General features: G+C 71.7%; 8 protein-coding genes. 4 read left to right on the forward strand and 4 right to left on the reverse strand.

The window, feature by feature from the left end:
- The first annotated feature begins 8 nt into the window (after nt 1-8).
- Complete coding sequence (locus tag ACFVX4_RS09770; protein WP_389973811.1) at nt 9-578, forward strand: hypothetical protein; 570 nt, start codon at nt 9-11, stop codon at nt 576-578.
- Nucleotides 579-832: 254 nt separating this feature from the next.
- Here ACFVX4_RS09770 and ACFVX4_RS09775 read toward each other — a convergent pair whose 3' ends face one another.
- Genes ACFVX4_RS09775 through ACFVX4_RS09785 form a run of 3 tightly spaced genes read right to left on the reverse strand, consistent with a single transcriptional unit; the run spans nt 833 to nt 12,839 of the window.
- Nucleotides 833-8,119 carry a MupA/Atu3671 family FMN-dependent luciferase-like monooxygenase gene (locus ACFVX4_RS09775; RefSeq protein WP_389973814.1) on the reverse strand — a complete coding sequence of 2,429 codons (7,287 nt, stop codon included), beginning with the start codon at nt 8,117-8,119 and terminating at the stop codon, nt 833-835.
- A complete protein-coding gene (locus ACFVX4_RS09780; protein WP_389973817.1) occupies nt 8,116-11,544 on the reverse strand; it encodes a type I polyketide synthase in 3,429 nt (1,142 codons plus the stop codon). The genes ACFVX4_RS09775 and ACFVX4_RS09780 overlap by 4 nt, the downstream gene beginning before the upstream one ends.
- Before the next feature lie 41 nt (nt 11,545-11,585).
- Complete coding sequence (locus ACFVX4_RS09785) at nt 11,586-12,839, reverse strand: MFS transporter (RefSeq protein WP_389973820.1); 1,254 nt, start codon at nt 12,837-12,839, stop codon at nt 11,586-11,588.
- Between the two features lie 784 nt (nt 12,840-13,623).
- On the opposite strand from ACFVX4_RS09785, the gene ACFVX4_RS09790 reads away from it, so the two are divergent.
- Both ACFVX4_RS09790 and ACFVX4_RS09795 read left to right on the forward strand, forming a co-directional pair.
- A complete protein-coding gene (locus ACFVX4_RS09790) occupies nt 13,624-14,391 on the forward strand; it encodes an RNA polymerase sigma factor (protein ID WP_389973822.1) in 768 nt (255 codons plus the stop codon).
- Nucleotides 14,370-15,482, forward strand: a complete 1,113-nt coding sequence (locus tag ACFVX4_RS09795; protein WP_389973824.1) for a hypothetical protein — start codon at nt 14,370-14,372, stop codon at nt 15,480-15,482. Before ACFVX4_RS09790 ends, ACFVX4_RS09795 begins: the two co-directional genes overlap by 22 nt.
- A gap of 273 nt (nt 15,483-15,755) precedes the next feature.
- Here ACFVX4_RS09795 and ACFVX4_RS09800 read toward each other — a convergent pair whose 3' ends face one another.
- Nucleotides 15,756-16,670, reverse strand: coding sequence for a L,D-transpeptidase family protein (locus ACFVX4_RS09800; RefSeq protein WP_389973827.1), 915 nt, complete (start codon nt 16,668-16,670; stop codon nt 15,756-15,758).
- A 231-nt stretch (nt 16,671-16,901) separates the two neighbouring features.
- On the opposite strand from ACFVX4_RS09800, the gene ACFVX4_RS09805 reads away from it, so the two are divergent.
- The gene (locus ACFVX4_RS09805; protein ID WP_389973830.1) at nt 16,902-18,482 is read left to right on the forward strand and encodes a methylmalonyl-CoA mutase; all 1,581 of its coding nucleotides are present in this window, start codon (nt 16,902-16,904) and stop codon (nt 18,480-18,482) included.
- Nucleotides 18,483-18,724 lie beyond the last annotated feature (242 nt).

Here is an 18,724-nt window from a genome sequence, read left to right on the forward strand (position 1 = left end):
AGACGCCGATGAGCCTGCTGGAACTGATCGCCGCCGCCGACGAGCGCGGGCTCGCCGCGAGCGCGGTCGCCTGCCTCGACCGCTGTCTGCCGCAGCCCCCGGACGGAGCGGATCCGGATCCGCTCCGTCCGCTCTGGGCGGCGTGCGCGGACCCCGTGCTCTGGCCGGACCGTCTCGCCGAGGTCCGTGCGGTGCTGGACGCCGCGGCCGACGAGGAGGGCGCGGCCCCGCGGATCCGGAAGCTGCTGGGCGAGGCGCTGGCCGGCCGGGCGGCGCCGGGGCTGCGGGACTGGGCCGACGCGTGTTCGCTGCTGGCCCTGGAGGTCCACCTCGGTGCGGAAGCGGCGTCGGCCGCCGACGCGGAGACGGCGCGCCGCTGCCGCGAGGCCGGTACGGACGGGGCCGGTCCGTTGCCGGCCGGGGAACTGCGCCGCCAGGTCCGGATCCTGGAGCTGCTGGCGGAGACCGCGGACGTACCGGCGGCGGGGGTCGGGCTGCGCCAGGTGCTGGACGTATCGGCGGAGGGACAGCGGGTGCTGCGGGCGGCGGTTTCGCGGCGGGCGCGCGGGCGGGGGTAGGGCCTGTCCGGCCCGGGGAAACGAGGACGACCGGGGCCGCCACCCTTGGCCCGGCTGAGCCATAAAGTGCCTCTGAACAGGCATTTTGTCGTCCGGGTGGAGGTTCTCGTTTACCGCCTGGGCCAGCCCCCGGCCAGGTGTTTCTGCCTGTTCCTGGCGGCGGCTGGTCACGCGTGCCGTCCCCCACCCCCCGTCGTCCCGGGACACCCCCCGTCGTCCCGGGACACCCCCCGTCGTCCCGGGACACCCCGGGGTCAGTTCGCTCCGTCGGCGAGCGCCTCCCTGACCTCGTCCCGCAGCAGCCGCACGTACTCCCGTGTCCACGTCTCGACCGTTGCCCGGTCCCACAGGTCGGCCGAGTACTCCACGGCACCCTCCAGAACGTCCCCGGCCGGGGTCAGCACCATGATGAACTCCGACCGGGACGCGGCCGGGGCGATCTCCGCCACCGTGGTGGTGAGTCCCGGCAGTTCGATCCCGGTGTCCAGCGAACTCTCGTAGGCCAGACCGATGGCCAGGCCGTCCGGTATTTCGACGCCCCTGCGCTCCCGCATCGCCGGCGCCACCTGGCGCGGCGACATGGCGTGCTCCATGCTCAGGACCGTCGTACGGGTGACCCGGTCCGTCAGCGTCGCGAAGGAACCGGCGCGCGCGTCACGGACCCGCAGGGCGAACCCGATGGCCGTGCAGCCCACCAGGGACTCGAACTCGCGGCTTTCCCGGCCCGCGTAGGAGATGCTCATCACCACGTCCTCCTGCTCCGCCTTGGCCGCCAGCAGCCGGCCGAGCGCCGCCGCGGTCACCACGAAGGGCGTGGTCGCCCGCCGGACGGCCAGCCGTTCCACATCGGCCCGGACCTCGGCGGGCACGGTGAATTCGACGACTCCGCCCCGACCGCTGAGCGTGTCGGGCCTCGGCCGGTCCAGCGGCAGATCCACCGTGAAGGGCGCGTCGGCGAGTTCCTCCAGCCAGTAGTCCGTGCGGCGCCCACCGGTCGCCGCCGCGTGGGCGACCTGCCAGTGCGCGTACTCCACCTGCTGCGGCGCCGCGGGTGACAGACCGTGTCCGGCTCCGGTGACAGCCGTACGGTAGAGCGCGGCGAGTTCCTTCAGCAGCGTGGTCAGGGCCCACCCGTCGCAGGTGCAGTGGTGCAGCACGAGCAGCAGCACCCACTCCTCGGCGCCGGTGCGCAGCAGACGGGTGGAGAGTACGTCCCCCTCGAAGAGGTCGAGCGGCGTCTCCGCCGCCTGCTCGGCGAGCCGTCCCACCTCGGCCTGCCGTTCCGGCTCCGGCTGTGAGGTGAGGTCGTCGACGGGCAGGTCGAGGGGGCGGGGTTCGAGCACTTCCTGTCGCCAGGAGCCGAGGCCCTCCCGTACCAGGCGGGTACGCAGCGCTTCATGACGTTCGGTCAGCTGCTGGAGTGCGGTGCGGAGCGATCCGGGGTCCAGCCGGCCGGAGAAGGTGATCCGCAGGGCGACGTTGAAGACCTGCGGCTTGGCGTGACGGGCGTGCACGGTGGCGAAGCGCGACTGCTGCTGGCTGGCCGGGCCCCGGCGGACGACCCTTCTCGACCCGGCGCCGCGCACGAACTCCGTGATGGCGCGCAGTGTGGGCTCCTGGTAGAGCCGCGAAAGCGGGTACTCGATGCCCCACGCCTCTCTGATCCGGTTGACCAGCCTCATCGCGGTGAGCGAGTGTCCGCCCAGGTCGAAGAGGGAGACATCCGGATCGACGCCCGACGCGGTGAGGCCGAACTCGGCCGCCCAGAGATCACGAAGTCCGTTCTCCACTGCGGTGCGGGGTTCGGCCTCCGGCGACGGGCCGTCGGCCCGGCGGGCCCCCTCTCCGTCCGCCGTGAGGAAGGGATCGGCCGACGGGAGCTGCGTCCGGTCCAACTTGCCGTTACCGGTCAGCGGCAGTTCGCTGAGGACCCGCCAGGCGCGCGGCACCATGTACTCCGGCAGGTGGTGGTGCAGCTCTTCGGCCCACCGGTCCGTGCGGGACCGTTGCTCCGTCGTACTGCCGCAGCCGGGCTCGGTGGGTACCACATAGGCGGCCAGGAAGGCCTCGCCGTTCGCACGGCGCCGGCCGACGACGGCCGCCTGGCGGACACCGTCGAGACGGCCCAGCACCCGCGCCACCTCCTCCGGCTCGATCCGGAATCCGCGGATCTTCACCTGGTCGTCGGTACGGCCCACGAACACGAGTCGCCCGTCCGCCGTCCAGCGGACCAGATCCCCCGTGCGGTAGTAGCGGGTCTCCGCCCCGCCCTCCGGGGCGGACGTGAACCTCTCCTCGGTGAGGTCCGGCCGGTGCAGATAGCCCGCGGCCACCCCCGGACCACCGACGAGGAGCTCCCCCACCGCACCGATGGGCACAGGCTTGTCCGACGCGTCCACCACGCGCAGCGTCACGTTGTCGGCCGGACGCCCGATCGCGATCATGTCCGCTCCCTCGTCCGGGACAGGCCCGTCGGCCCCGGGCGAGACCGTATCGACGACGCACAGCACGGTCGTCTCGGTCGGGCCGTATATGTTCACCGTCTCGTAGGGTGCCTCGGGCCCGGGGCGGCTCCGGAGCGCCTCGCCGCCCAGCAGCAGATGGCGCAGCGGGGGCTGATCGGCCACCGGCAGGCGCAGCACCTGTTCGCCCAGGGCCGTCGGCAGGACGCTGAAGGTGATGTCCTGGTCCGCGTACCACCGGGCCAGGGCGAGCGGATCGCGGCGGATCGGCTCACCGGCCACCACGATCGTGCCGCCCGCCGTCAGCGCCGGCCAGATCTCCAGGAGGGAGGCGTCGAAGCTCTGGCTGCACACGACGGCACTCCGGTCGTCGCCGGTGAACGCGAAGCGTTCGTGGTGCCACTGGCAGAGGTCCACGAGGCCGCGGTGTGTGAGCACGACACCCTTGGGCGTGCCGGTGCTGCCCGAGGTGTAGATGACGGAGCACGCGGAGAAAGGGGACGAGCCCCCGGTGCCGCTTGCCGGCCGGGTGCCTGACCCGGGGTCTCCCGTCGGGGCGGCGTCCGGTGCGACGACGGTCACCGATCCGGGCAGCCGCAGGTCCTCCGATCCGTCCGCGCCGCTGATCACCGTGCGGGCGCCGCTCTCGGCGATCACCTGCCTGGCGCGGACGGCACCGAGCGACGGGTCGAGCGGCACATACGCGCAACCGGCCCGCAGCACGGCGAGCAGCGCCACGACGAGCTCCGCGGAGCGTGGCAGCCACACCGCCACCAAGGATTCCTGGTCACCGTCCGCCCGGTGTTCCGCGAGCACGGCGGCGAGCCGGCCGGCGCGCTCGTCCAGCTCCCGGTAGGTCAGTACGGCGTCCTCGCCCACCACCGCGGTCCGCGCGGGGTGCTCTGCCGTCTGCCGGGCGATCCAGCCGTGCACGGTGGTGTCCGCGACCGGCCGGACCGGGCCGTGTTCCCAGCTCTCCGGCACCTCGTCACCCTCGACCGCCGTACGCGCGAGCAGGGACAGCGGTGTGCCGGGCTTGCCGACGGCGGCGGCCAGAAGGTCGCGGAAGACCGTGAAGAACATGTCGATGGTGCTCGGCTCGAACAGCTCCGCGTTGTACTCCAGATGACAGCGAACGCCCTCCGGCCGGTCGGTGAAGTAGACCGTCAGGTCGGTCAGCGCCTTGTCGGGGCCCGCGTCCAGTGCGACTGCCTCGATGCCGGGGAGGTCGAGGCGGAACGGCTCCGCCGACTGGAACTCGGCGCACACCTGGAACACCGGCGTGCGGTCCGTCCTGCGTGGCGGAGCGAGCACGCGCACCACCTTCTCGAAGGGTGTCCCCGCGTGGTCGTAGGCGTCGAGTGCGACGGTACGCACCCGGTCCAGCAGCGTCGCGAACCCGGGATCGCCGGCGAGGTCGACCCGCAGAGCGAGGGTGTTGACGAAGAAGCCGATCAGCTCCTCGGCCCGCTGCGGCCGGTCCGAGACCGGGATGCCGATGACGATGTCCTCCTGCCCCGTGACCCGTTGCAGCATCGCCGCCCAGCCGGCCACCAGGGTCATGAACAGGGTGGCGCGGTGGCCGCGGCTCAGCTGTCTGACCTGTTCGGACAGGCCGGGGTCGAGGGAGCGGAAGACGGCGCGGCCTTCGGAGGTCATCTCCGCCGGCCGGGGGCGGTCGGTGGGCAGTTCGAGGACCGGCAGGTCACCGCCGAGCACGCGCAGCCAGTGGGCCAGGTCCTGCGCGGTGTCGGGGCCGTCCGCCGCCGCGCGCTGTTCCCGCGCGTGCCGGGCGTAGCTCCAGGTCAGTGCGGGCAGACCGGCCTCCGTGCCGTCGCGCTCCGCCCGGTAGAAGGCGGAGAGGTCCCGGCACAGGACGGTCGCCGAGGCCGCGTCGACCACGATGTGGTGGAAGGACAGGACCAGCACGTGCTCGTCGACCGCGGTACGCACGACCCTGCTGACGAACAGCGGGCCGTTCTCCAGGTCGAAACGGCGGGCGCTCTCCGTCGCCAGTGCCTCCTGTACGGCGGCCTCGGCCCGGAGTGTGCCGTCCACCACCTCGAAGTCGGGCTCGGCGGCCTCCCGCACCAGCTGGACCGCCGAATCGCCGGCCTGCCGGAAGACGGTGCGCAGCCCTTCGTGGCGGGCGACGAGCCGACGCAGCGTGGTGTGCAGCGCCTCGGTGTCGAGCGCACCGCGCAGCCGGATCGCCTTCACCTCGTTGTAGGCGGTGCGTCCCGGGAGCAGGCGTTCCAGGAACCAGATCCGCTCCTGGCCCGGGGACAGGGGCGCACCCGGGTCGGGTGTCCGTCGCTCCCGGTGCCGGCGGCGGAGGGCGTCCAGCCGGGGGAGACCGGCGCGCAGTCGGTCCGCGGAGACGCCGAAGTCGACCAGCGCGACGATCTCGTCCGCGCCCGCGTCGACCACCGCCTCGACCACGGGCAGGACGGTGTCCACATCGCCGATCAGGGCACGTTGGTCGCAGTAGCGGCCGTAGGCGCGCCGGAAGACCACGTCCAGGTCGTCCTCGCTGAGCGATCTCAGGTCGGTGGTGACACCGAGACTGTTGGTGACGCCGCTGAACAGGGACAGGGAGGCCTGCATGTAGCGGGCCATCGGTGCGAAGGCCTCGGACCGGGCGGTGTCGTGGTCCTCGGCGAGATAGGTGTGCAGCAGGACGGCGACCCGCCCGGCGTCCGGGTCGAGGCCGTGCCGCGCACGGGCCCGGCGGTAGCGGGCGATGTTGTCCCTGAGCTGGTCGATGTCCTGGGTCATCAGGTTGGTCACGATGCCCAGGTCGTGCGCGGCGGCGCGTTCGTACGACTCCGGGTTGGCGACCACCGCGGTGTAGAGCGGCGGCATCGTCTGGACGGGGCGCGGGAAGAGCCGGATCTCCCGTTCGCCGTCCCCGGTGGTGCGGCGCAGTGGCTCGCCCCGCCAGAGGCTCCGCACCTGTTCCAGCCGGTCGTACATCTCCTGCTTGTGCGGCCCGAAGCGCTCGGGGAAGAAGACGAAGTCGTTGGCGTTCCACCCGCTCGCGACACCGAGGCCGATGCGTCCGCCGGAGAGGTTGTCCGCCATGGACCACTCCTCCGCCACCCGGATCGGGTCGTGCAGCGGGAGCACTACCGAGCCGGCGTTGAGGCGGATGCGCCGGGTCTCCCGGGACAGCGCCGCGGCCAGGACGGCGGGGTTCGGGAAGAGGCCGCCGAACGAGTTGAAGTGCCGTTCGGGCATCCACAGTGCCTCGAACCCGTGGTGGTCGGCGAACCGGGCCGCCTCCATGAGCAGTTCGTAGCGGCCCTCCTTCGGGCCGGGTCCGTCGTCCGGGTAGTCGCCGAAGAAGTAGAGGCTGAAGTCCGCGCGGCGCGGCGTCGTGAGCGCCGCGGAATCCGGGGCGGCCACGGGAACGGGGGGCGTATCTGCCACGGGAACGGGGGGCGCGTCGGCCACCGCTTCGGCCACTGCTTCGGCCATCGGGACCGGGAGGGCCGCCGTCGGTGTGACGGCTGTCCGGCCGGGAGCGGGCCTCCGCGACGGGGCTGTGCCGGTGCGGAAGAAGCCGGCCTGCCGCAGGTCCCTCAGCGACCCCCGCACGGCGTCGGCCACATGCTCGATGTCGCCGTCGGTGTGAGCCGTGGAGAGGAAGAAGTTGCGCCACTCCCATACATGCACGCCCCGCAGCATCAGGTGGTAGTAGAGGAGCTCCATGTCGGCGCGGTGCTCGAAGCGGAACTGGGAGCCGAACCAGCCCATCCGCAGGGGGAATTCCTCGGCCTCGAAGAAGTCGTTGAGCCCGGTGGCCAGTTCGGTCGTCCGGGCGTTGAGCCGTTCCTGCAGGTGCGGACTGTGTTCCTTCAGATGGGTGAGTACGGCGTGCGCCGCGGTCATCGACACGGGGTGCTGCAGGTAGGTGCCGCCGAAGAAGGTGGTGTCGGCGGTCGGGCCGCTGTCGTCCCCGTAGGTCCAGTAGCCGCCGTCGATCCCGTCCATGATGTCGGAGCGGCCGGCGACCGCGCCGATGGGGAATCCGCCGCCGAGGAGCTTCCCGTAGGTGGCGAGATCCGGGGTGACGCCGTAGAGCTCCTGCGCGCCACGGAGAGCGGGGCGGAATCCGGTCAGCATCTCGTCGAACATCAACACGATGCCGTGACGGGCGGTCAGTTCGCGCAGCCTGCGGACGAACGCGGCCGGCTGGAGCGAGGGATGCCTGCTCTGCACCGGTTCGACGATGACCACCGCGATCCGCGACGCGTCCCGTTCGATCGCGTGCAGAGCCTCCTCGCTGCCGTATTCGAGGACGGTCAGCTCGGAGACGGCACTGTGCGGGATGCCCCGGGAGACGGGCACGGTCCCCTCCTGGGCACCGTGGCCGGCCAGCCGGCCCAGCACCTGGTCGGCATGACCGTGGTAGGAGCCCTGGAAGGTGACGATCCGGTCGCGGCCGGTGGCGGCACGGGCGAGACGGATCGCCGCCGCGTTGGCCTCCGTACCGGAGTTGGCGAAGGCCACCCGTTCCATCCCGGTCAGTTCGCACAGCAGCTCGGCGGCCCCGCCCGTCTCGACACTGCGGGGGCCGAGCCGGATGCCTCGGGAGAGGTGTTCGTGTACGGCTTCCCGGACGAAGCCGGGCTCGTGGCCGAAGAGGAGCACTCCGAAGCCCATGGTGATGTCGGTGTAGCTGTTGCCGTCGATGTCCTCGATCCGTGCGCCCTCCGCGCGACGGGCCGCTACGGGATAGAGCATCTCCTTGGTCGACTTGCGGAATCCGACGACCGCTCTGCTGTCGGCGAGTCTTCGACGGTGGCGCTGGGCGAGTTGCCTGGAGGCCGCCGTCCGTGCCGTGTACCGGCGTACGAGGTCGTCGAGATGCTCTTGCTGAGTGCGGGGTGAGGTGGAGCGGACCATGCCGGCATCGGGGGCGATCACCACGCGCGGCCCGTGTGCCTGAGGCTGTGGTGCACTGCCGGCCATGGCTCGCCCGGCGTCGATCTGTTCGGTGATGCGCTGTGCGAGTCCGGCCATGGCGGCCAGGTCCCGGTCCAGGCCGGCCGTGAGGCTCTTCTGCTCGTTCACCGGACCACCTCGTCGTTCGTCAGGGCCGCCGTCGCGTTGCTCCGGAGTGCGAGCAACTGGGAGATCTGGGAGAGCTGGGTGAGCATCTGGAGCTGGATCTGTGACAGCTGCTGGACCCGTTGGGCCAGCTCCAGCAGCTCCTGCCGGGTGACGAAACCGGTGTCCGCGACGGCGTGTTCGACCGGCGGTGCCCCGCCGGTCGACGCGGTGTGGACAGGCAGTACGCCGGGGGAGGGTGGTGTGGTGCGCCGCACGGGTATCGGCGTGGGGGCGAACGGCTGAGGAGCGCGGGCGGCCGGCTGCTGGGTGGCCGGTGCCACCGGTCCGGCGGAGGGGGGCTCCGTCGCGTACGGCTGTGGGATGGACGGCTGCGGGATGGACGGCTGCGCGGTGGCCGCTGCCGGACCGAAGGACGGTGCGGCGGTCAGCTCTTCGGACACCGGTCCGGTGGTGGCGGGTGCGGTGGCCGGCAGCGGGGCGGTCCCGGGCTGTCGGGGCAGCCGCGCAGCGACGAGTTCGGCGAGGAGCCGGGGCGTTCCCGTCTCGTCGAACAGCTCTCGCATCGTGACTTTGACGTGGTGCTCCTGTTCGATCTCCCGGAGTGCGTTGATCATGAGGAGCGAGTCCGCGCCGAGATCGAAGAACGGGGTGTCGGCCGGGACCGAGGTGAGGTCCTCTCCGAAGGTTCTGGAGAGCACGCCGAGGATGCTGTCCAGGAGGTGCCTGGTCTCCGTCGCTTCTGACGTCATGGTGCGTTCCTCTCTCGCCGGGGAAATGGGTCCGCGGGGCCCGGGTGGGGCCCCGACCCAGTGGTGTCGGTGCTGGAAGCGGTAGCCGGGCAGCGGGACGCGCCGTCCTCCGGTGCTGGCCAGGAACGTCTCCCAGCGGACATCCGCTCCCGCGCAGTGCAGAGCCGCCGCGGCGCCGAAGAGTGCCGTGAGTCCGGTGTTCCGGTGCAGGGAGGGAGTCGCCCGCACCGCCGGCAGGGAGCGGCGGGCCAGGCTGCTGAGTGTGGTGTGCGGTCCGATCTCCAGGAGCACGTCGGGCCGTTCACCGGCGACGGCACGCAGCGACGCGTCGTAGCGCACCGGCTCGCGGGCATGGCGGACCAGATGCTCCGGGTCCGGCACCCAGCCGGGCTCACGGGTCCGGCCGTCGAGAGAGCTGATGAAGCGGGTCCGTATCGGTGTGAAGGGGGTCTTCGCCAGTACCACTGCGAACGCGTCGAGCATCGGCTCCGTAGCAGCGGTGTGGAAGGCCCGGTCCACCGCGAGGCGTTCGTACGGGGTGCCCCGGTCATCGAGCACGGCGCACATCCGGTCCACGTCCGCGACGGGACCGGCCAGCACCTGGGAGCGTTCCCCGTTGGTCACGGCGAGCTCCAGCCCGGGTTGCGAGGCGGCGAGCTCCGCGGCGGACTCCCGCTCCAGTGCTACCGCCACCATGGCGCCCGGCGCACAGTGATCCCGCATCAACCGGCCCCGATGCGTGCTGAGTTCCAGGCCGTCCGCGAGCGACAGCGCCCCGGCTGCGAAGAGCGCCGCGTACTCACCGACGCTGTGGCCCGTCACGGCCCAGGGTCTGATACCCGACTCCTCCCACAGCCGGACCAGGGCGCACTGCAGGGCGAACAGGGCCGGCTGCGCGGTCGCGGTCGGCCAGACAGCCCCGGGTGTGCCCGCCCCCTCGGTGAGGAGTCCGGCCAGCATCGGTTCACCGGTGAGACGGCGATGCCACGCCTCGCAGGCGTCGAGGACCTCACGCACGACGGGAAACCGTTCGTACAGGGCCGCCGCCGCTCCGGGGCGGAGGGAACCCTGGCCGGTGAACTGGAACACCACCCGGGCGGGCGCGTCCCCCGGCGACACGGGGCCCGCGGCGGTCGCGAGCGGTGCGGGGCCGGAGAGCCAGGCCTCGAGAGCATCGGCCAGCGCGGACGGTGTGCTTGCCCGGACCGCGATCCGGTGCCGGCCGTGCGAGCGCCCGAGGGCGGCGGTCGTGACGAGATCCGCCAAGGGCAGAGCGGTCCGCCTGCGGAGCACGTCGCGCAGGGACCGTACGTTGTCGGCGAGGGCTTCCCGGCTCGTCGCGGAGACCAGAAGCACGTCCGGCGGGGCCGCGGTGGCGGAACGCGGCCCGGGTTCGGGGGCTTCCTCGAGGATCAGGTGGACGTTGGTGCCGCCGATCCCGAGCGATGTGACACCCGCCCGCCGGGGGGTGCCGTTCTCGGGCCACGGCTGGAGGGCACGGGGTGCGTAGAACGGGCTGTCCTCCAGCCCGAGCAGCGGATTGGGATCGCTGAAGCCCCCGATCGGCGGGATCACACCGTGTTTGAGCACCAGCAGGGCCTTGACGAGACCGGCCAGTCCGGACGCCACGTCGAGGTGCCCGATGTTGGTCTTGACGGCTCCGAGAGCGCAGTAGCCGGTCCGGTCCGTGTCCTGCCGGTACGCCGCGCCCGCCCCTTCCAGCTCGATGGGATCGCCCTTGAGGGTGCCGGTGCCGTGGGTCTCCAGATACCCGATGGTGTCCGCCCCGACGCCCGCGTGGTCCAGCGCCCGGCGTACGGCTTCCTGCTGGCCCCGCGCACTGGGTGCCGCGAACGCCTGCTTGCCGGCGCCGTCGTTGCAGATGCCCCAGCCACGGATGACGCCGTGCACGGTGTCGCCGTCCGCGAGCGCACGGGTCAGCCGCTTCAGTACGACGGCCACGACACCGGTGCCTCCGACGGTCCCGTTCGCGGCCGCGTCGAACGCCCGGAGCCGGCCGGTCCTGGAGAGGATCGAGCCCTTGACATAGTGGTAGCCGAGGACCTGCGGGACATGGATGGCGCCGGCGCCGGCCAGTGCGATGTCGCATTCGTCCAGCAGCAGGGACTGGGCGGCCAGGTGTACCCCCACCAGCGAACTGGAACAGGCCGTCTGTACGTTGACGGCGGGGCCGGTGAGACCGAGCCGGTAGGCGACCCGGGTCGCGTTGAAGTCGGTGTAGTTGCCCACCAGGACCTGCATGCCGGCCAGCCAGTCGGCGATGTCCTCGTTCGGCAGGACGTTGTTGAGCAGATAGGACTGCATGTTGTACAGGTGGTAGCCGGTGCTGGCATAGACCCCGATCCGCTTTCCGTCCCGCTCGTCGGGGTAGCCGGCGTTCTCCAGGGCGTGTTGTGCGCACTCCAGGAACAGGCGGTGCTGGGGGTCGGTCAGGCGGGCCTCGCGGGCGCTCATCCCGAAGTGCCGGGCATCGAACCCGGTGATGTCGTCCAGGACGGCCGAGGCGCCGATGAAGTCGTCGCGCCGGTACAGCTCCTCGGGGACGCCCGCGGCCTTCAGCTCGTCCTTCGTGAAGCGGGTGAAGCGGTCCTCGCCGTTGCGGATGATGCGCCACAGGTCCTCCGGCGTGTCGGCCCCTGGCAGTCGGAAGGACATCCCGACCACGGCGATGCGTGGGTCCTGCCCGCCGCCGCCCATCAGCCGCGCCCTTCGCGCAGGGTGCCGCTGCCGGGCTGTCGCACCCGGTCGGGCCCGGCCGGGGAACGGCGCAGCACGAGCAGCGTCAGCAGGGCCAGGCACAGAACGATGGCGAGGCCGTGCAGGGAGGCGACCACCTGGAACGGGGACAAGGACTCCAGCAGCGATCCGCTGATCAGCATCCCCAGTCCGAACCCGGCGTTCTCGGCCGAGGCGGAGAGCCCGAAGAGGCGTCCGCGCTGCTCGTCGGGGACCGCCTGGAGCCGTGACACGTAAACGATTTCGGTGACTCCGTCCGCCGCTCCGGCGACGAGTGCCGTGGCGAGTGTCGGTACGGTGGGCAGCCCGCTGAACACGACGATGAACGCTCCTGACATGACGCAGGCGCCGACCGCGAAGGCCCGCTCGCCCAAGGTGTGCCCGGTCCGGCGGGTGTGCCGGGCGAGCACCTGCTGGGCGATGATGGTGCCGACCGCCCACGTGGCCCAGAACTGGCTGATGAAGGTGGCCGGATGATCGGGGTCCAGCAGGCTGGAGTAGACGGGCAGCGCGACGTTGTGCGAGGAGGATCCCAGCCCGTCGACGGCCCGCACGGCGATCATCGCCATCAGCACCGGCGCGCCGGCCCACAGCAACCGGAGAGAATGGTGACCGGCGCTCGGTGTGCCGTCCTCGGCGCCCTCGGGTCCCTCGGACCGGGCCCTCGTGCGGATCGGCAGCATCAGCAGTACCGACGCGGAGAACAGGAACGTGACCGCGTCCAGGACGAACGCCGCCGTGTATCCGAGCTGCGCCACCACCACACCCGCCGAGGCGAAGCCCGCGATCATGGCGAGGGAACGGCCGGTGACCAGCAGCCCGTTGGCTCGGGTCCGGTGCTCGGCCCCCACGATCTCCGGGATGCTGCTGCGCAGAGCGACCTGCGAGAGCGTCGAGCAGCCCCCGGTGACCACGGCCAGGCAGTACAGCAGGGAGACCCGGCCGGCCTCCGGAGCCAGGAGCAGCGCCAGGAGTGCCAGCGCCTGGCCGAGGTCGGCGCCGACGATCAGACGTTTGCGGTCGTACGCCGAGACGAGGCGCCCGCTCACGAAGCCCGCCCCCACGCTCGTCCCCAGCCGTACCGCCATGAAGAGCCCTGCGGCCAGGGCGCTCCCGGTGACGTCGTAGACGAAGACGTTCAGCGCGACCATGTTCAGATAACTGCCGTACGCAGAAACGCCGTTACCGAGAACGAGCAGCCGGAAATGCTTCATGCACACCCTTTCGGAACCACGAGGGGAGCAGGCGCCGATCGCCCGCTGCCCCAGCCTCATGCGCTGGACCGGTCGCCCAACACCCCATCCCCTCAAGGAGTTCACTGGTTCGCCACATGTACCTGCCAATTCCGTCAAGCCTTGCCCGTCTGTCACAGGCTTCACACCAGGCCGCTGACATTTCCGGGCTCCGATCGATCCGTGGACGCACGGGTGATCACGGCAATGGGGCCGGCGACGTGCACCGCCACGGGTGTCCCGCCCGGTTCCGCGGCCACGACCGGCGGCACGGCGAGGTCACGAACGACCTGGGGACGGGTGAGAACGGTGGGAGTGGGTGCCGACGTCCGGCATCACTCTCCGGGGCACGCGATGTCCCCATGCGGAAGGCGTCGAGTCGAGGGGGCTCGCAAGCCGGTTCCGGGGACGGCGCGGCGCGTCGCTCCGGCGAAGCTCGGACGAACCAGCCGGCGCGTTGGTCACGCGAGTGGTCTGCTCACGTCAAAAGTGCGCGTCGGGAGGGGTGGAGAGAACGAGGACGACCGGGGCCGCCACCCCCCACAGGAGAGGCCCCGGTCGTCTTCCGCGGGGTCGTAGGACGACCCCGTACTCCACTCAGCGCCGTCGCTGCGTTTTCTGTCACACCACCAGGAGTCCGGGGAATGTTGCGGGTTGTACAAGACATGGACGCGACCCCCGCCGAGGACGTAGCGTGCGGAGTCGCGCAGGGTGGCGCGGCAGTGATGACCAGCTGCGATTCGGGACAGCAGGGCAGGTTGAGGGAGTGCTGGGGGACGACGCGGAGCTCACTGCCGCGGTACTCGCGGCACAGGACGGGGACGAGGACGCCTTCCGTACTGTGTACCGCGCTGTGCAGCCGCGGCTGCTGGGCTACATACGGACACTGGTGGGGGAGCCGGACGCCGAGGACGTGGCGTCCGAGTCCTGGCTGCAGATAGCGCGCGACCTCGACCGGTTCAGCGGCGACGCCGACCGCTTCCGCGGCTGGGCGGCGCGCATAGCCCGCAACCGCGCGCTGGACCATCTGCGGATGCGCGGCAGGCGCCCCGCGGTCGGCGGCGACGAGTCGGAGCTGGCCGAGCGGCCGGCCGAGTCCGACACCGCCGGCGAGGCGATGGAGGCCCTGGCCACCGGCCGCACGATGTCGCTCATCGCCCAGCTGCCGCAGGACCAGGCCGAGGCCGTGGTGCTGCGGGTGGTCGTGGGCCTGGACGCGAAGAGCGCCGCGCAGACGCTGGGCAAGCGTCCGGGGGCGGTACGCACCGCGGCGCACCGGGGACTGAAGCGGCTGGCCGAGCTGTTGCGTACGGACGCCGCCAGCACCGACAGCACCGACTCCCACCCCGGCGGAACGGACTCCGACGACGCCGCCCCCGCAGGGGATCCGGCGGACCCGTCCGCCCCGCACCGGAGCGCGGCGGGCCGGACGGCGGAACTCGACGCGGTGCCCGCCCAGCGCCCCGCCCGCAACGGTCTGGCGGCGCCGGCGGGTGTGACGCATTCGCGTCCGTGGACGCAGAGGGACATGTGATGGCCGACGAGCGGTACGAATGGCTTGACAAGGACGCCGCGGAGAGATTGCTCCGCGGCGAGCCGGTCGATCCCGTCGGCGGTCAATCGTGTACGGACGCCGAGAGGCTCGTCGCCGCGCTGGACGCAGCCGCACGGACCGCCCGCCCGGCCACCGGTGAACTGCCTGGCGAGGCCGCGGCGCTGGCCGCCTTCCGCACGGCCACCCACTCCGCGCGTGCCAGGACCCGGGCGAACGCGCAGCCGAGGGGCGCCACCGAGAAGGCGGGCCGGCCGGCGGGTGCCGAGATGCTCGAACCGGTACGCATCGGGGCCACGCTCGTCGGCTCCGTCCCGTCCGGGGACTCCCGCCGTATCCGCTCCTCGCGCTGGAGCCGGCCCGTCCGCTTCGGTCTGGTCGCCTCCCTCGCGGGCTGTGCGCTCGGCGGGGTGGCCGTGGCGGCGGGGACCGGGATGCTTCCCGGCCCGTTCGGCGGGCACGCCCCCCTGCCGGCCACCTCCGTCTCGGCAGCGGCGACACCCGAGGAGCTCGGTTCGGGGCTCACCGAGGAGGAGACCCCGCAGCCACCGCCGTCCGCCTCCCCGAGCGCGGACACCTCCACGCCCCCCGCGGCCCCCTCCACCCCGGCCGGTGACCCGGATCCCGGCGGATCGGGCCGGGCGAAGAAGCACAAGGGCGGCGACGACCGGAAGCCCGGCGGCGCCGCGACCGGCTCCACGGCCGGCCCCCGGAACGGCAATCTGCCCGAGAGCCCCGGGAAAACCGGCTCCGGCGAGTGGTACGCCAAGGCGCTCAAGGCCTGCCGCGAGTACCGCGACGGCACCCTGGACGACAAGCGCAGACGCAAGCTCGAAGCGCTGGCGAAGGGCGCCCGCAACCTGGACCGGTTCTGTGACCGGGTGATCGCGAGATCCGGCCAGGGCCAGAACAACCAGGGCGACGACGGCGACGGCGACGAGCAGGGCAACGACGGTTCGAACTGGAACAGCGGCAGCGGCTTCGGCGCGCCCTCGGCGATCCGGTTCGCCAACGGTGTGCGGCTGCCCTCGACCCCGGTCTCCCTGACGCCCTCGGCCCGGACCCCCGGCTGAGAGCCTGTCGGGTGACCTCTGTCCGCTCTCCGATCGCAGGTCACCCGACAGGCTCTGAGCGGAGCCGTACGCGGCAGGCCTTTTCGAGCCCTCCACCGCCAGGTGTGACGTTTTTCGAGGTCGTGACGCAGTACTGAGTGAGCCGACTGGTCATCGGCAGCGCACAGAGCCGGGGTTCCCCCCGTACCTACGGCTCAGCGCACCTGGCGCGGGCGGGACACGTTCCCCCGGTCCCGTCCGCGCCTCTTCTCCTCCTCTTCCCGCCGGTCGGCCCTATCCGTAGACCACGACCTTGTCGCCGTTCTTCACCTGGGCGAAGAGCGAGGCGATCTTCCCCTCGTCCCGGACGTTGACACAGCCGTGCGAGGCGCCGTTGTAGCCGCGGGCCGCGAAGTCCGCCGAGTAGTGCACCGCCTGGCCGCCGCTGAAGAACATCGCGTACGGCATGGCCGTGTGGTAGATCGTCGACACGTGGTGGCGGGACTTCCAGTAGACGGAGAAGGTGCCCTCGCGCGTCGGCGTGTACTGGGAGCCGAAGCGGACGTCCATCGACGACACGACGCGGCCGTCGATCATCCATGACAGCGTCCGGCTGTTCTTGCTGATGCACAGGACCCGGCCGGTCATACAGCGCTTGTCCGGCTTGGCGGCCGGCCGGGTGGTCGGCGGATTCAGCTCGGCGGCCGTCGGCTCGTGCGTCATGCCGAGCAGCTTCTGCCAGGTGAGGGTGTCCGTCCTGCCCGTACGGGAGAGGCCGCGTTTGCCCTGGAAGGACTGGACCGCGGCGACCGTGACGGAGCCGTAGTAGCCGGTGGGGCTGCGGTCGAAATGGCCGATCTGCCGCAGCCGGGCCTGGAGTTCCCGCACCCGCTTGCTCTCGGAACCGCTCGCCATCAGCGTCGTGCCCTGCGGGTCGGGCTTCGGCGTGGGCGACGCGGTGGCCTCCGGCGAGGACGCGGCGGGCGTCGGCGGCCGGGAGGCCGGCTTGTCGTCGTCGGTGGTCGTGGCCCGCGGCGGTGCCGACGGGGCCGCCGGTGCGCTGCCGGTGGCCTGTGCCTTGCAGCCGGCCGCCGCGGTGACGGTGAGGACGGCGAGCACCGCCGCGGCCCCCGCCCGACCCCGCCTGCTGGTCCGTGCCGTGCCCCGTATCGAGGTGCGCGATGTGCTCCTGGTGGTGCTGTCCATCATCTCGGCCCCCTGTGTGTCCGGTGTCCCCTTGGACGGATTCCCGCTCTGCCCGGTTGCCAAAGCCCGCGCATGATGGGGAGTGCGGCGGCGAGGGCCGTGGGGGAGGGCTGTGAGCAAGGTCCCAGCCCCTGCCCCTCCAACGGTCTCGCGCCCGCCGCTACAGTCCGTCGCGGGAACCGTGGTTACCAGCAAGTAGCTTTTACTGAGCAGCTTCAGCGGGAGGCACAGCAGATGACGCGCGAGTCGGAGTCGGGACTGCCCATCGAACCGGTCTACGGGCCGGACGCACTCGACGGCTGGAACCCCGGCGATAAGCTGGGAGAGCCGGGCGCCTACCCCTTCACGCGCGGTGTCTACCCCTCGATGTATACCGGCCGGCCGTGGACGATGCGCCAGTACGCCGGTTTCGGTACGGCCACGGAATCCAACGCCCGCTACCAGCAGCTGATCGCCAACGGGACGACGGGCCTGTCCGTCGCCTTCGACCTGCCCACCCAGATGGGCCACGACTCCGACGCGCCGATCGCGTCCGGCGAGGTCGGCAAGGTCGGGGTCGCGATCGACTCGATCGACGACATGCGGGTCCTGTTCGACGGGATCCCGCTGGACAAGGTCTCCACGTCCATGACGATCAACGCCCCGGCGGCGCTGCTCCTGCTGCTGTACCAACTGGTCGGCGAGGAGCAGGGGGTCCCGGCGGACAGGCTCACCGGCACCATCCAGAACGATGTGCTGAAGGAGTACATCGCGCGCGGCACGTACATCTTCCCGCCGGCGCCCTCGCTGCGGCTGATCGCCGACATCTTCAAGTACTGCCGGACCGAGATCCCGAAGTGGAACACCATCTCGATCTCCGGGTACCACATGGCCGAGGCCGGGGCCTCGCCCGCGCAGGAGATCGCGTTCACCCTCGCCGACGGCATCGAGTACGTCCGTACCGCCGTCGCGGCCGGCATGGACGTCGACGACTTCGCGCCCCGTCTCTCCTTCTTCTTCGTCGCCCGCACGACGATCCTCGAAGAGGTCGCCAAGTTCCGTGCGGCCCGCCGGATCTGGGCCCGGGTGATGAGGGAGGAATTCGGCGCGAAGAACCCCAAGTCACTGATGCTGCGCTTCCACACCCAGACCGCGGGCGTCCAGCTCACCGCCCAGCAGCCCGAGGTCAATCTGGTGCGCGTCGCCGTGCAGGGCCTGGCCGCGGTCCTCGGCGGCACGCAGTCGCTGCACACCAACTCCTTCGACGAGGCCATCGCCCTGCCCACCGACAAGTCCGCCCGCCTGGCCCTGCGCACCCAGCAGGTCCTGGCGTACGAGACGGACGTCACCGCGACCGTCGACCCGTTCGCCGGGTCGTACGTCGTCGAGAGGATGACCGACGACGTCGAGGCCGCGGCCCTGGAGCTGATGGCCAGGATCGAGGACATGGGCGGCGCGGTCAGCGCGATCGAGCGCGGCTTCCAGAAGGGCGAGATCGAGCGCTCCGCGTACCGCATCGCCCTGGAGACCGACAGCGCGGAGCGCGTCGTGGTCGGCGTGAACCGCTTCCAGCTCGACGAGGAGGAGCCGTACGAGCCGCTCCGCGTCGACCCCGCGATCGAGGCCGAGCAGGCGGCCCGGCTGGCGAAGCTCCGCGCCGGACGCGACCAGGACGCGGTGGACACCGCACTGGCCCGGCTGCGGAAGGCCGCCGAGGGCACGGACAACGTCCTCTACCCGATGAAGGACGCGCTCAGGGCGCGGGCGACGGTGGGCGAGGTGTGCGACGCGCTGCGCGAGGTGTGGGGGAGGTATGTGCCGTCGGACGCGTTCTGAGAGCCTGTCGGGTGACCTCGGATCGGATAGCGGACGCGGTCTGGTGCGTGCGGTTCCAAGGCGGAGGAGGGAGTCAACGCGGAGCGTTGGCGACCGACGACAACGCGGGAAGCGTGCGTGCCAGGGCGTGGCCGCCCGGTCGGAGGTCACCCGACAGGCTCTGAGGCGGCGGGTACCCGCACGGGTGATCTCTCGCTGAATGTCCGCGACCGCGGACAAGCTCATGAACCGTGGTCCCCGAA

It is taken from the genome of Streptomyces sp. NPDC058240 (genome assembly GCF_042882135.1).
Classification (GTDB): domain Bacteria; phylum Actinomycetota; class Actinomycetes; order Streptomycetales; family Streptomycetaceae; genus Streptomyces.

Coding starts and splice junctions, on each gene's coding strand:
- ACFVX4_RS09770 (WP_389973811.1), top strand. CDS start 9: ATGAGCCTGCTGGAACTGATCGCCGCCGCCGACGAGCGCGGGCTCGCC.
- ACFVX4_RS09780 (WP_389973817.1), bottom strand. CDS start 11,544: ATGTCCTTCCGACTGCCAGGGGCCGACACGCCGGAGGACCTGTGGCGC.
- ACFVX4_RS09785 (WP_389973820.1), bottom strand. CDS start 12,839: ATGAAGCATTTCCGGCTGCTCGTTCTCGGTAACGGCGTTTCTGCGTAC.
- ACFVX4_RS09800 (WP_389973827.1), bottom strand. CDS start 16,670: ATGATGGACAGCACCACCAGGAGCACATCGCGCACCTCGATACGGGGC.
- ACFVX4_RS09805 (WP_389973830.1), top strand. CDS start 16,902: ATGACGCGCGAGTCGGAGTCGGGACTGCCCATCGAACCGGTCTACGGG.